Annotated in this window: 13 protein-coding genes; 4 read left to right on the top strand and 9 right to left on the bottom strand. The window is 60.6% G+C overall.

Going from position 1 to position 13,739, the window contains the following annotated elements:
• Nucleotides 1-21: 21 nt before the first annotated feature.
• A complete protein-coding gene (locus ACP7BY_RS14600; protein WP_426288171.1) occupies nucleotides 22-324 on the top strand; it encodes a GDCCVxC domain-containing (seleno)protein in 303 nt (100 codons plus the stop codon).
• 222 nt (nucleotides 325-546) lie between these two features.
• On the opposite strand, the gene ACP7BY_RS14595 is transcribed toward ACP7BY_RS14600, so the two are convergent.
• Nucleotides 547-1,782 (bottom strand): integrase, encoded by a 1,236-nt coding sequence (locus ACP7BY_RS14595; RefSeq protein WP_405053036.1) that lies wholly within the window; start codon nucleotides 1,780-1,782, stop codon nucleotides 547-549.
• A gap of 454 nt (nucleotides 1,783-2,236) precedes the next feature.
• On the opposite strand from ACP7BY_RS14595, the gene rnk reads away from it, so the two are divergent.
• The gene (gene rnk, locus ACP7BY_RS14590) at nucleotides 2,237-2,644 is read left to right on the top strand and encodes a nucleoside diphosphate kinase regulator (RefSeq protein ID WP_033965536.1); all 408 of its coding nucleotides are present in this window, start codon (nucleotides 2,237-2,239) and stop codon (nucleotides 2,642-2,644) included.
• Nucleotides 2,645-2,716: 72 nt separating this feature from the next.
• Here rnk and ACP7BY_RS14585 read toward each other — a convergent pair whose 3' ends face one another.
• The gene (locus ACP7BY_RS14585; RefSeq protein WP_137902487.1) at nucleotides 2,717-3,727 is read right to left on the bottom strand and encodes a rod shape-determining protein; all 1,011 of its coding nucleotides are present in this window, start codon (nucleotides 3,725-3,727) and stop codon (nucleotides 2,717-2,719) included.
• Nucleotides 3,728-3,927: 200 nt separating this feature from the next.
• Between ACP7BY_RS14585 and ACP7BY_RS14580 the strand changes: the two genes are divergently transcribed.
• Entirely contained in the window at nucleotides 3,928-4,365 is a 438-nt protein-coding gene (locus ACP7BY_RS14580) for a hypothetical protein (RefSeq protein WP_033965537.1), read from the top strand.
• 489 nt (nucleotides 4,366-4,854) lie between these two features.
• Here ACP7BY_RS14580 and ACP7BY_RS14575 read toward each other — a convergent pair whose 3' ends face one another.
• From ACP7BY_RS14575 to ACP7BY_RS14545, 7 genes are all read right to left on the bottom strand, one after another.
• Nucleotides 4,855-6,282 (bottom strand): efflux transporter outer membrane subunit, encoded by a 1,428-nt coding sequence (locus ACP7BY_RS14575; protein WP_137902486.1) that lies wholly within the window; start codon nucleotides 6,280-6,282, stop codon nucleotides 4,855-4,857.
• Nucleotides 6,276-7,175, bottom strand: a complete 900-nt coding sequence (locus ACP7BY_RS14570; protein ID WP_033965539.1) for an efflux RND transporter periplasmic adaptor subunit — start codon at nucleotides 7,173-7,175, stop codon at nucleotides 6,276-6,278. The genes ACP7BY_RS14575 and ACP7BY_RS14570 overlap by 7 nt, the downstream gene beginning before the upstream one ends.
• Before the next feature lies 1 nt (nucleotide 7,176).
• On the bottom strand, nucleotides 7,177-7,401 hold the full coding sequence (locus ACP7BY_RS14565; protein WP_033965540.1) for a DUF1656 domain-containing protein: 225 nt from the start codon (nucleotides 7,399-7,401) through the stop codon (nucleotides 7,177-7,179).
• The gene (locus tag ACP7BY_RS14560; protein ID WP_426288170.1) at nucleotides 7,398-9,464 is read right to left on the bottom strand and encodes an FUSC family protein; all 2,067 of its coding nucleotides are present in this window, start codon (nucleotides 9,462-9,464) and stop codon (nucleotides 7,398-7,400) included. Before ACP7BY_RS14560 ends, ACP7BY_RS14565 begins: the two co-directional genes overlap by 4 nt.
• Before the next feature lie 187 nt (nucleotides 9,465-9,651).
• Nucleotides 9,652-9,903: a hypothetical protein gene (locus ACP7BY_RS14555; protein WP_033965541.1), complete on the bottom strand. Its 252-nt coding sequence runs from the start codon at nucleotides 9,901-9,903 to the stop codon at nucleotides 9,652-9,654.
• A 49-nt stretch (nucleotides 9,904-9,952) separates the two neighbouring features.
• Entirely contained in the window at nucleotides 9,953-11,122 is a 1,170-nt protein-coding gene (gene metB, locus ACP7BY_RS14550) for a cystathionine gamma-synthase (RefSeq protein WP_033965542.1), read from the bottom strand.
• 285 nt (nucleotides 11,123-11,407) lie between these two features.
• On the bottom strand, nucleotides 11,408-11,818 hold the full coding sequence (locus tag ACP7BY_RS14545) for a MarR family winged helix-turn-helix transcriptional regulator (RefSeq protein WP_033965543.1): 411 nt from the start codon (nucleotides 11,816-11,818) through the stop codon (nucleotides 11,408-11,410).
• A gap of 75 nt (nucleotides 11,819-11,893) precedes the next feature.
• Between ACP7BY_RS14545 and ACP7BY_RS14540 the strand changes: the two genes are divergently transcribed.
• Nucleotides 11,894-13,684 (top strand): chloride channel protein, encoded by a 1,791-nt coding sequence (locus ACP7BY_RS14540; protein WP_334685374.1) that lies wholly within the window; start codon nucleotides 11,894-11,896, stop codon nucleotides 13,682-13,684.
• Nucleotides 13,685-13,739: the final 55 nt, after the last annotated feature.

The following is a 13,739-nucleotide window of genomic DNA, read 5'->3' as shown; positions in this document are numbered from 1 at the left end:
AGTCGTTCCGCATTCCGATCGCTGCACCCATGGCCATGCCCTCCAATCGACAGCCATAGAGTCAGAGTTTCGCCGCTTTGGGAATCCCCCCGTGAGTCAGTATCATCGGAGGTTGGTATAAGTTCGACGATCACCTGTCCCGAGTGCGGCACGATGACGACCGAGCAGATGCCAACGAACGCCTGCCAGTTTTTCTACGACTGTACTGGCTGCAACGCTATGCTTCGGCCCAAGCCCGGCGATTGCTGTGTGTTCTGTTCGTATGGAACTGTTCCCTGTCCGCCGATTCAGATCGATGGCAAGGGCGCGCACTGTTGCAGCTAGTTTCCGGTGTTGTCGTGGACGAAGTATAATAGAACGAAGGATCGAAGCGAAACGGCCTGCAACAATCTGTGTCGAGGTCGCGGTCAGGTGTCCGCAACGTAAAGCGAAACTTCTCCTTCCTGTCCCAAGGTCGCGGCTAATTCGCTGGGCGATAGAAGGCGCCGAGTCGATTTCATGGGTAGGCGGTACCCCACGGTCTTGACCAGACGGGGAGCAACCTGGTCATCCCAGCTTGACCATCAGCCTTCCGGCTGCCCCCTGCTCCGCAGCCAGGTTGCGGTTGTAGGCAAGCGGCATGCGTGGAGATTTCCACCGCAGCGCGTCCATGATGCCGGCCAGATCCTCGCCGCTGGTAAACAGGTCCTGGTTGAGCCCCACGCGCGTCGAATGCGCGCTGATCCCCTTGAGCAGCCGGACCAGGTCGTCGGCGGTGAGATCGGCCAGAGCTCCACAGTCGAACGCGCGCTGGATCATCGACCGATAGATCGGGCCAACCGATGCGGGATGCAGCGCGCCCTCCCCCACATCATACTCGACCCGCGCAGGCACCGCAGATTTTGACAGTGTCTTGCGCAGATCCCAGCTTTCTCGCCCCGAGATGCTATCGATGGATCGCCCGCGCACCGCCGCCTTCGCCTTGTATCGCCGCACATTAACGCGGCGAAACACCGCCCCTTCCCCTATGCCGGCCGCCTCCAACCAAGCCGCAATCGCACGCACCGTACGCGGGCTCAGATAGGCGGTCGCCCCCTCCCCCTCCTGATCACCCTTGCTGCGCGGGATGCTGAGCAGCCGCGCGTCGGGATCGATCGCCTCGATGATGTGCTCGACCTCGATCGCGACCAGCTCCGAGGCCCGCAGGCCGGTATCGTAACCGGCCGAGAGCAGTGCGCGATCGCGCAGGCCCGGCAGATCCTCCGCGCAGCACTCAAGCAGCGCCCGCACATTCAGCCCGCGGGGTTCGTCACGTTCGACATTGCGTACCGGTCCCTTGAAGCGCAGCGGCCGCGCTTGCTTCTGCGCGGTGCCGAGACGACGACGGATCGCCTGCAACCGGAGTTTCACCAGCGACGCCGGCGTTGGATCCTTGAGATCGAGCAGCATGTGGATTTTGGCGATCGACGCTTTGTAGCGGCCGAGCGAAGCCGGCTTGCTCCCCTTCTCGGCGCGAGCGTCGAGATAGTCCGCCACGGTTTCAGGGCTCGCTGGCAACGCGACCCGGTTGTGGCGCCGGCACCAGAGATCGAATGCTTCGAGGTCGGACTTGAGGGCGCGGATGCTGTGGGGCGACGACGCGGCCTGATAGGCGGCAATCAGCGCCTCGTTGACGACGACGCGTTCTCCCGCGTGCATCTGCACGACCGCCCACGACAGATCGTCGGCCGACGCAGCTGGCGCGGGCGCTCCGCTTTCCCCCGTCACCAGGGCGGTTTCATCGATCGGCGCAGCGCGTTCCATCGGCGCCGAGCATACGCCACCTTATAAAGAGAGGCAAATACGGACATGTGATAACTGTATTATCAGCATGTGCATATCCGATGAAGCTCATGCATAATCAACTTAACATACCTATTATTATCAAACCGCAATCGCCGCGCTAGATGGAGATGTCATCCCCGCCGTTGATGGCGCGTGACTTGGATAATTTTGAGCTCATCGGTAACTAATATCGCTCGAACGCGAGAAAGTGGTGCCGCGTTTGACAATCCTTGGATCAACCTCCACATTGAAACGATGAGCACCGTCAATCTTTTGCAGCGTGTCCGCACGCACGCGGGTCAACTCCTGACCGGCAAATAGCCCCGGACTCCCTTGCGGCTTCCCGCTCGAGTTCGGGGTCGCTACCTTTCACACACATACATACGAGTGCGGCGCAAGCATTTGCGCGCCCGTCACATGAAAGTATCATATCATGACCCGCCCCGCGGCGCGCCCCCCAATACATCTTTTGGACAGCGAAGCTGACCGCCTCTCCGACCTGGCTATGAGCATTGAAGACCGCCAGCCGGAGGTCAGTGCTTTGCTCCTGTCCGAGATTGAACGCGCCAAAATTCATCGTCCAGGAAAGCTGCCAGCCGGGATTGTGACGATGCTTTCGACGGTCGAATTCGTCGATGAAGGGAGCGACACGCGCCGAACCCTCAAGCTGGTATTTCCGCCTGACGCAGACATCGAAGCCGGACGAATATCGATACTGACGCTCGTGGGTGCAGGCCTGATCGGATTGGCAGAAGGTCAATCGATTCTCTGGCCGGATCGCGAACATCACGAGCGACGGCTTCGGATCGTCAGGGTGACCCGGGACGGCGAACTGCCGTGACGGCCGATCGCGAATATCGAGCAGCCTGATAGTGCTAAAACTCAGTGATGCGCGATCGAGCCCTGCCCGACTTCAGACCATCATAGCGCCAAGACCCTTCGCGACGCAGCGAAGGGGTTCGTCGGCGACGTGCGTTCGCAGGCCTGTCGCCTGCGTTATAGCATGCTGAAGAATCTTCACTGAGGCACTGCCACCGCTGAGGTAGATCCCGCGATCATGAATATCGCGGGATAGCTCTGGCGGTGTCTCGTTCAAAGCGTCTCGAACAACGTCTACGATAAGAGCCGCATGGCGGTCGATAACGCCGATTAATTCTTGCGCGCTGACACAAAAAGTAGCGGGGCCTCCCGACAAAACGTTATGGCCTTTCAATTCCAGATCCGACGTATTGGATTGATCGTCAAAGAGTCGCTCAGAGATCTCCAGCTTTACGCGTTCGGCTGTTTCTTGCCCGATCAGAAACTTATGCCTGGAATGAAGATGATTGATGATAGCCTGGTTTAGGGCATGCCCGCCGATACGCACCGACCGTTGAACGCAAAGTGCACCAAGTGAGAGCACGCCGACTTCCGTCGTCCCGGCGCCACATTCTATGAGCATCGAACCTTCCGGCTCTTCCACGGGTAGTCCCGCCCCGAACGCTGCTGCGAGCGGCTCGGGCACCAGTTCAACAACGCGGACACCGGCATCGTTGGCGGTTGTTACCAAGGCGGTTCTCTCGGCATGTGTCGCATCGGCGGGCACTCCGATGATCGCGCGCGGTGATCGGAGTCGACGGCGACCGATGCTTGCATGGATCGCATGGCGCAACATTTCGCGGCCAGCTTCGATGTCGTTCAACACCCCACGGGCCAAGGGACGCGCTATGCGAAGCGGCCCCGACGTTCGACCGACGATGCGAGTGACGGCTTCACCAACAGCGAGCAACTTCGGTTCCCAGGTCTCATCGCTGAAACAGCAAAGCGAGGGTTCTTCGAACACGATTCCAGAACCGCGCACATAGATCCGCGTGTTCGCTGTTCCAAAATCGATCGCAAGGTCGGCAGCACCTCTTTTGAGGGCTGCATGCTGTGTCGTTGTCATAAGGACGCGCTAGCAGAATCTAGCTGGTTTGTATTCCTCGTGGGCATCGCGTGCGTTAACACCACGGTAGCCCGACATGCTGCCAGCGTTCAGGTCGGTTCGCTCAGCTTGTTGTGGTGCCGCCTTTCCTTAACGATAGAAACTTCACCCTCTCAGTCTTGCTATTTATATCGTAACGCGATATATAATGAGAAGCAGAAATGGAGGGGATTGCGGTCGAGCGAGTCACCGGAATCGGTGGCGAACTGACCCGTCCACATTCGATGAACATGCTTGATATCGCTTTTGAAGCAATCACGGCAGTCTTGGGCGGTCTAGCAGCCGCACTGGTGCTTACATGGCTGGGCTGGACTGCCTTCAAGGTCGTCCGCCATCCCGAATGGGGGCCGCCAGCCATGCTGGTTTTGCTCGTGGCAGTTTCTGGTGGTGCCCTCAGATCGAGCGACTTCCTGCGCATGGTGGTTCTGTTTAGCGCAATCGCGGGCATGCTCGTTTGGGCCGAAGGCGGCGACTGGCGCGAACGCCACAAATCAAAAGGACGAAACGCGAGTCCCGATGCACACCCTTCGTCTGAGAGTGGCGCATTACCATCCACGCGGGGAGCCAAATTCCTGGATCGAAATCACCTGAAAGGATGACGTAATGCCACGTACCTTGGCCATCTATCCTGCGATCGTGGCATGCATCAACGAAACGCGCTTGCCGGAGCGACAGGAGATCGAACTGGTTGCCGCTCGCGTGTGGAATGAGACCCGGGACGCAAAGACACGGCGGTCGTCGATGCTTGTCCCCGGATCAGCGGAGCACAGGAAAGTCCTTCGAGTTGCCGTAGTAGCGCTCGGTGTCAGAGGCGAAACTGCCATCACGAAAATGCTCGAACGACTGAACGACAGGCACACAAAGCTTTAGGGAACCGAATTCGCGGGGGAGCTTAAAACAAAGGACCGATATTGTGACAACCACCGGCCTAATCGTTGCGGCGGTAGCTGCTCTCGTCGTGCTCGGGTACATTGGTTGGATAACGCGACGCGCGAAGACAGGATCAGGCGCTGCTGCACCCCGTCAAAGACAGGGCTGATGCATTTTGTCGATCTCATGGCCGCGAACAACCGACGTGTGCAGTTTTCTCATTGCTTTGACGGTGTTGACCATCCTCCCCCGAGGGCCAAAAAAAGCGCAATCTGATCGCGATTGATATCGGTCTGCGCGGCTGTAACGGCTTGCTCGGCAATGATCCGACTGCGCTGGGCATCCAGCGCAACCAGACCTCCCAGCTTGCCACCCCGCCGCAAAGCGGCCGTTCGCTCGGAAACCTGTACCGCGCCACCGCGTGCCGCTTTCAAATCTTCCAGTCGCACAAGATCGGCCGCATAGTTGTTCAGTGCGCTTTCCACCTCCCGCAAGGCGCTCAGCACCGTGCCGTCAAAGGCCGCGAGATTAGCGCGTGTCTGCGCCTCGCTCTGCGAAATTCGCGCCCGAATTGCGCTTCGGTGGATGTTCCAGCTGATCAATGGGCCAATGCCAAACCGATTGGTCAACGACGATAGCAGGTCTGTCGCAGCGCCGGTGGAGCCAAGCGAAGCCCCGAGTTTGATGTCGGGATAGAGCGCGGCCGTTGCTATACCGATCCGTGCCGTCGCCGCAGCCAATCGGCGTTCGGCCGCGCGAACATCGGGTCGTCGCTTGAGCAGCCCCTGTCCGTCCCCAACCGGCATCAGCGAGCGCAGCACCAACGGCGCGTGACATCCTAGCAGGCCGTGATCGAATTCTGCAGGCACCCGTCCCATCAACGTCGCAATGCGGAATACAGCGTTCCGCTGGCCTGCTTCCATGCGGGGCAAGCGCGCCCTGGTGTTTGCCAGCAGGCTTAGCTGGCGATCCTGCTCGAACTTCGGCGCACGGCCATGCGCAATCATAAGGCGGGTGAGGCGCAGGTCTTCGTCCAGTACAGCAATTAGCTGGCGAAGGTCCGCGATCTCGTGCCCGGCGTTGCAGACATCGGCATAGGCCTGCGCTGTCTGGGCCGCGACGTTGATCCGGACCAGATCGCGGGCGGCAACCGCGGCTTCGTCCTCGGCGGTGGCTGCCTCGACACCGCGCCGGATCCCGCCAAACAGGTCAAGGTCGTAACTGATCGAAAGCCCGCCATTGTAGATCTGATGTTCCGGCGGTTGGACATGTTGCATGACCGCTTCTGCTGAAGGCTGCGCCCAGCTCGTCTCCAGATTTGCGGTGCCTCCGACCTCTCGACCGGTTCGTGCCTCGGCGAGCAGCGCGTCACTGCGCTGAAGATTGGCTTCGGCAACCCGCAGATCGGTGTTGGCGATGAGCGCTTGTTCGATCAAACGGTTCAAAACCTGGTCGTCGAATAGCTTCCACCATTGATCGGGTAGCGGATCGTTAGTGGTCCCCTGCCCGCCGGATATAAACGCGCCCTGCCCTTTTGGCGCGTTGACGAGGGCCTCGTCCGGCATCCGATAATTCGGGCCAACGGTTGCGCAGGCGGACAGGCAGAAGAGCGCGAGCGGCGCCAGCAGCCGGCGAAGGTTCACCATGGCAGGCTCCGGCGACCGGGCACATCGACAGCGCGGGCATGAACGATCACGGTCGCCGTTTGGCCCGGGATCAGCCGGACATTACTGGGCACTTTGTCGATTTTGATTCGCACAGGAATGCGCTGCGCCAATCTGACCCAGGTGAAGGACGGGTTGACGTTGGCAAGTTGTGCTTCCCCCCCGGCGCGTTCGCGATCTTCGACCCCGGCGGCGATGCTTTCGACATGACCGGTGATTTCGTCGGCGACGCCCATCAGGTAAACGCTCGCGGGATCGCCGAGATGGATAGCGGGCAATTTCGTTTCCTCGAAATACCCCTCCACCCGCAGCGACTGGCCATAGACAAGCGCGACCGCTGGCTTTCCGGCGTTCAGGTAGACGCCAGGCTGTAGCGTCATGTTCGACACCGTCCCGTCGACGGGCGCACGTACATAGGTACGATCCAGATTGAGCCGCGCCAGATTGCGCGCGGCAATGGCCTGATCCAGTCCAGTCCTAAGGGCATCGACCCGCGCCCGCCCCTGCTCGATCACCTCGGCCGCCAGCAACTCGGTCATCGAACGATTGCGACGATCCTCCCGCGCGGCCTGCGCCAGGCTCACCCGCTGGGTCGCCAGGTTCGCGTCAGCCTGATCGAGTGCCAGCTGATAGCGTGGGCGGTCGATGACCAGCAGAATCTGGCCCTTGCGCACGAATTCATCGTCACGGATGCGCACTTCGGTGACAAGCCCACTGACATCAGCGGCGACCGGCACGAGATCGGCCCGAACCTTGCCGTCACGCGTCAGCGGTTCAACCTGGTAGCGCATCCACAAGGCGTAGATTGCCGCGAGCACGATGCAGATCACCAGCGCGGTGACCGCTGTGCGCAGAAGGGAACGACGATGGATCATATCAGGATACCAGAGCACGGGAGAGGAAGTTGTCGGCAAGGAAGGTCAGAGCCCACCAAAGCGTCGCGAACAGCGCCAGCTCGAGAACGCCCGGGTGCCAAAGCAATTGGGAGAAAGGGAGGCGCTGCAGCAGATTGCGAAGACAATAAGCGAGGATTCCCGCTACAACCGCCCAGACGAGCGCGGCTGGCATATAGATGCCAAAGAGATGCAGTTCCTCGATCATCGCGCGCGCGCACTCTCGAAAGGCAGCGCTGCCGGGAACAGGTTGCACCGCATGCCGACGAGCGCCAGCAGCGCTTGATGGCGTGGCGCAAGCTGCGCGCTCGCAAGCATATCGTCGATTGCTGCATCGATCGCTTCAAGCAAAGACACCGGGGGTGACACGGCTTCACCGGCTTGTCGGCGCGCGCGAAATAAGGAGGATGTCTCAGACAGCACCATGCCGAGGGCGTGACGGACGTCATGGGGCACGGCGACCAGCGCGCGCCGGATCGGGATGATGTTCCGGCCGATACGCAGGTCGGCAAGACCATCGGTCTCGTGTAGCGCATCGCCGGCGGGCGCAACCGCCATGCGCGCCGCGATCTGTCCCAGCCGATCGACTGCCAGGCCCGTCCAGCGTTCGGCTTCGAACGGTCTGCGAATGTTAGCGAGTTGCTCGAGATCAGCCCAATTTCCCCGTACGATCCGGCGCGCCGTCCACAGCACATTGGTCGAACGAAACAACTTGGTCACGGCGAGCGTGGTCACGACACCCCCCACCTGGGCAAGCCCGGTGTTGATGAACACGGCAAAGTCCGCCTGAAAGCGCGCCAGAAAACCAAGGCCGACGATGAAACAGGAAAACATCGGTAAAGCCCGTACGGACCGCAGCGGGTCGGCTTGGATATACCCCATCCAGAGCAGCGCTGGCGCAAGAGTGACGATCAGCATTCCGTAGCCATCGACACGCGGCAAGATCGCAAACAGGTAGAGCGCCGCCAGAGGGAATGTCATCAGCGTCGCGCCAAGGTAACGGCCAATCACGGGCGCCGGGTCGTCCTGCACCGCGAACGAGCAGGTGATTAACGCGGCAAAGGCAGCCGTGGCCGATCCATTGGGCCAGGCCAGAAGAATCCACACTGCGCAATAGAGCGCGATCGCCGTGGCTGTTGCGAGCCCAGCAAGCGCCGCGACGCTATGGTCCCGCGCAAGCGGGTAGCTTTCGCTAACCGTTTCCGGCGTGACAGGCTGTGGCCCTTCGGGCGCACCCCCAATTTGCTGGACGAGCCGGCGGCTGTCATCCAGCGCTTCCAGAAACTCAGCCACGCGCTCGCAGACGCTGACGACCAAAAGCCCCTCCCAGTCGGCTGTTTGTTCATGAAGAGCTGCCAGGGATCGACACCGATCAACAAGCGCACGCTCAACAGCGCCAGGCGTGTCGATCACGCCCCCAAGCCAGAGGATGACGTCGTCAATCAGCGCCTCAAGCGGGGCGTCGAGCGGCGAAAGCTCCCGCAGAAGGTCGAGCCGGTTTGCTGCAGCCGATGCCAGTGGCAGCACCGTTGCCAGACGTTCTTGCAGGCTCAGAACCAACCGTCGCGTTGCTGGCGCCGCGCGTTGATCAAACGGAAGGTGGATGGCGATCATGCCAAGTTCGGTCACGTCGGCGGCAAGGGTCCGACGATGCTCATATTCCAGCGCCGTATGGCGGCTTCCAAGCGCCTCGGCGGTCCAGCGGGACGCATGCGCGAGAAACGCTTCCGCCTTGCTGCGGATGACCGGGGTGGCGCTCCATGGCTGGAGCAGGGCGTGCGCGATCGAAACGCAGACGATGGCCACCGTCATTTCCTCGACCCGGGATATGGTTGTGGTGAAGATATTACCCGGGTCGTCGAGATAAGGGAAACTGATCACGGCTGAGCTGAACGCTGCCATCTGGAACAGGAAGGCACGCGGCGTACGGTCGAGAACGGCAAGATAGATGCAAAAGCCTGTCCAGGCCGCCAGGCATAATATCAGAAGCTCGGGCGAATTCTGCAGGTTCGGAACCAGCGCGACCGTAACCACAGCACCCGTCACTATACCGCCGAGACGATAGAAGATCTTGGGCCTGAAGGCCCCTGCCATAGGTTGCGCGGTGACGTAGACGGTGAGAAGTGCCCACCATGGGCGCGGCAAGCTTGCGGAAAAGGCGATCGCAAGCGTAGCCGCTGCAGCAATATAACTGCTGAAGGAAAAGAGAAACTTCTGAGAGTCGATCGCGAAGAAGGGCTGCGCTGCGCCCGCGCTAGTCTGTACTGGCATGAAGATGGCTATCGCGTCGCTGTACAGACCGACGGCAAAAGCGACGGTCATTGTGAGAACATCGTCCGAAGACGAGCGCCTATTGCCTCACGGAAGCCGGTCTCCGAAGTTCAAAATATTTATGGCATAGCGCAAATATATTGCGGTACGTCTCCACGCGCATTTGGGGTGAACATCACCAGCGACCTCAGCGGAGGTGGGAAAGCGTGAACAGGAGGGTTATCGCGACACCAAAAGCAAGGATCATCACTCCAGAAATGCGCATTGCATAGCGGGCGGGATCCTCGTCGGTCAGCGGTTGCAAGCGAGCCGGCGCATGGCATTCATGGCGCAGCACTGACCACCATCGGCGCACCAGATTCTGGCGGAACGCCAGATGGAATCCCAGAACGATCAGAATTAGCCCCAGTAGATCGATGAGTATGACAGCTGTGGGCATGGCTCGCCTCCTTTCGCCTAGTGGTCGAATTCGGCGGTGAGTCGTCGCTTCAACATGCGGACAACCCAAGATCGAGCCCTGCGATCAAATCCCTTTCATCTTCCAGGCCAACCGACAGACGCAGCAGGCCATCGCTGATGCCAGCGATGCGGCGGGCCTCATCACCCATATCTGCATGGGTCATCGTCGCAGGGTGTGCGACGAGGCTTTCGACGCCTCCGAGCGATTCCGCCAGCGTGAACATACGAACATGCGATATAAAGCGACGGACCGCCTCGACACCACCGACAAGCTCGAAGCTGAGCATCGCGCCATAGCCTCTTTGCTGACGGCGGGCGATCGTGTGGCCTGGATGGGATTTGAGACCCGGGTAATGCACCCGCGCCACTGCAGCATGATGCTCGAGATGATTGGCGATCACGGTTGCGGTCAGTTGCTGCCGTTCGATGCGAGGAAACAGCGTACGCAAGCCGCGTAAGGTGAGCCAGGCGTCAAAGGGCGCGCCGATGGAGCCGACGACATTCGCCCATTTACGCAGCACCTCGACCTGTGCGGGATCAGCCGCGATGATCGCGCCACCGATAACGTCGGAGTGGCCATTCAGATATTTGGTCGTGGAATGAATGACGTAATCGGCGCCGAGCGTCAGCGGTCGCTGCAGCGCGGGCGAAAGGAAGGTGTTGTCGACAGCAACCGCGGCACCGGCACTTTTGGCCTTGGCGGCGATCGCCGCTATATCGACGATCCGCATGAGGGGGTTGCTCGGGGTTTCGATCAGAACGAGGGCCGGCACGTCCTCAAGCGCGGCATCGAGTGCCCTGTCATTCGACTGATCGACGAAGACGACCTGAAACTGGCGGCGTTCGGCGCGCGCATTCAACAGGCGATAGGTGCCGCCGTAGCAATCGTGAGGCGCGAGGACGAGATCATCGGGGCCAAATTGACCAAGAAGGAGATCGATCGCGGCCATGCCGCTCGAGGTAATGACGGCCCCCGCGCCACCCTCAAGCTTTGCAAGTGCGTCGGCGAGCAGATCGCGGCTAGGATTGCCGGATCGGCCATAATCATGAGCACGCGGTTGGTCATAGCCTTCGAACGTATAGGTGCTGGACATGTAGAGCGGCGGCGTTACCGCGCCGAAGGCCGTATCGCTCGCGACTCCATGCGAGGCAGCGATTGTTTCCAGAGCAGGGCGCCCCGGGGAAAGATTCTCAGTCATTGCGCTGGCGCCCTTCGCTCACTTCGCGGCGGGACACTCCCGAGCGAGACACCTTTGTCCCAGGATCTGGATGTGCCCTGGAGAGTCGGTTTTCGTCATTATCTGCACAACCTCAACATTGTGGCCCCCGCGCGCTCCGGTCTGCCAAAGCAGAATCCTCTCCGGGCGCGTTTATTGGGGGGCAATTCGTATGCGAACAGGTTGACGGTAACATGAGCATAAGACAAACGAGTATTATTGCCGGTTAATAGCAATATTTTGTGGATTTACCTGCGTGGAGCCACCCTAACCGAATTTGGCCAATAGATCCGCAAGGAGAGGTTTCAGCCGACGGATCTCCTCGCAATGGGTCGCAGATAAAGCAGCGAGCATCGTTTCCGCCTTAGGTGTGAGCCGAAGCATTGCCCGACGGCGGTCGACGCTTGCCTCGTGCCGGGTAACCAGCTCAAGCGCCTCCAGTCGATCAACCAGTCCGGTTGCGCTATGCGGCTTGAGGATAAGCCGCTCGGCGATAATGCCGACGGTCACCTCGGCCGGAGACGCCGCGCGGATTGCCAATAAGGCCTGATGCTGTTGGGGCGTGAGACCAACATTCGTCGCATTCGCCTCGCTGAATGCCTGGAAACGACGCAACGCATGGCGAAAGTCGGCCAGCGCAATGTAATCCTCATCCGTCAACGCAACGCTATTTGTCATGCAACCCCATCTCACCCATTGAATTATATCGCACTGCGATATAACGGATCGCCCACCCCGTATCAAAGGCGATTCATGACGTCCGCAGCAAAAGCCATATCAGAAACACATCGTCTGGCCGACCATAGCGCGAATTGGCGCATGCTCATGCTCGCCGCCATGGCGCTCGTCGTCGGCACGGGCGGCGCGCTCGGCGCCTGGATCCTGATCCGCCTGATCGCGATCGCTACCAACCTGTTCTGGTTTGGGCGGCTTTCGGCGCAATCGGTATCTATAACCGATACCACCGTCGGATTGTGGATCATCGCCATTCCGATCATCGGGAGCCTGATCGTCGGGCTGATGGCCCGCTATGGCTCCGATAAAATTCGTGGGCATGGTATCCCCGAGGCGATCGAGACGATCTTGTATGGCGAGAGCCGGTTGTCGCTCAAGGTCGCGATCCTGAAGCCGCTTTCGTCTGCGGTATCGATCGGCAGCGGCGGCCCCTTCGGCGCGGAAGGACCGATCATCATGACCGGCGGCGCGATCGGATCGCTGTTCGCGCAATGCTTTCATCTGAGCGCGGCCGAGCGCAAGACATTGCTCGTGGCCGGCGCCGCAGCCGGGATGACGGCGATCTTTGGTACGCCGCTCGCCGCGATTCTGCTGGCGATCGAGGTGCTGCTCTTCGAATGGAAACCCCGCAGCTTCGTGCCGGTCGTGGTCGGTGTTATAGTTGCGTTTGCATGGCGCCCCTGGCTGATTGGCAGCGGCGCCATGTTTCCGTTTGTCGCGCTCACCCCGACGGGCCTTTGGCCAATCGCGGCGGCGGCGGGCGTTGGTATTGTCGTGGGACTCGAGGCGGCCCTGCTCTCGACATCCCTCTACCGCGTCGAGGATCTGTTTCACCGACTGCCAGTTCACTGGATGTGGTGGCCGGCAATCGGCGCCATCGTGGTTGGTTTCGGCGGCCTGATCGATGCCCATGTGCTGGGCGCAGGTTATCAGAGCATCCAGGCCTTGCTGGACGGGTCGCTGACAACGCGGGTCGTCGTTGCGCTGCTCGTCGTCAAGGCGGTCGTCTGGCTCGTAGCGCTGGGTTCGGGGACATCGGGCGGTGTGCTGGCGCCGTTGCTGATTTTGGGCGGCGCGGCCGGGTGTCTGCTCGGACATCTCCTGCCAGGTGGCCCCGGCTTCTGGGCCATGATCGGCATGGCAGGCATCATGAGTGGTGCCATGCGGGCGCCCATTACCGGCGCCCTTTTTGCCGCTGAACTCACGGGCCATTTCGACGCTCTGCCGCTTACCGTCACGGCGGCAGCCTGCGCATATGCCGTCAGCGTCCTGTTGATGCGTCGATCGATCCTGACCGAAAAAATTGCGCGGCGGGGTCGCCACATTCTCCAGGAATACAGCGTTGATCCACTGGACCTCGTGCAAGCCGCTCAATTGATGACACGCGATCCCGCCACGCTTCCGGGTACAATGACGATCGCTACGGCCGCAACCTTCTTTGCCGATGGTGCGGATCATCGTAGCTATCCCGTTGTCGATGACGATAATGCGCTGCTTGGCCTCGTCTCCCGAACGGATGCCTTGCGGTGGCAGGTTGGCGAGCATCCCGCCGATACCAGCCTTGCCGAAACGCTCTCCGACGCATCGCTTCTTGTCGCCTACCCCGCGACGCCGATCGGCGTGGTGGCCGACCTCATGGTCGATTCCGGGGTCGGCCGGATACCGATCGTCGAACCGGGCAGCCGCCGCGTCGTCGGCATTCTTTCCCGCCAGGATCTGTTGAAGGCACGCAGCGCGCATCGCCAATCGGAAACCGGTCGTGCCCGTTTTGTCAGTCCGTCGAGCAAAGCGCCAGAAACTGCACTGTAGAACGGCATAGAAGCCTCTCGGGAATCAGTGCTTATCAAGTTCGCGACGGATCGAG

Origin of the sequence: Sphingomonas sp. PSPC2-2 (genome assembly GCF_049897725.1) — a bacterium.
Classification (GTDB): Bacteria; Pseudomonadota; Alphaproteobacteria; order Sphingomonadales; family Sphingomonadaceae; genus Sphingomonas.
This window is presented reverse-complemented; position numbering and strand designations above follow the sequence as displayed.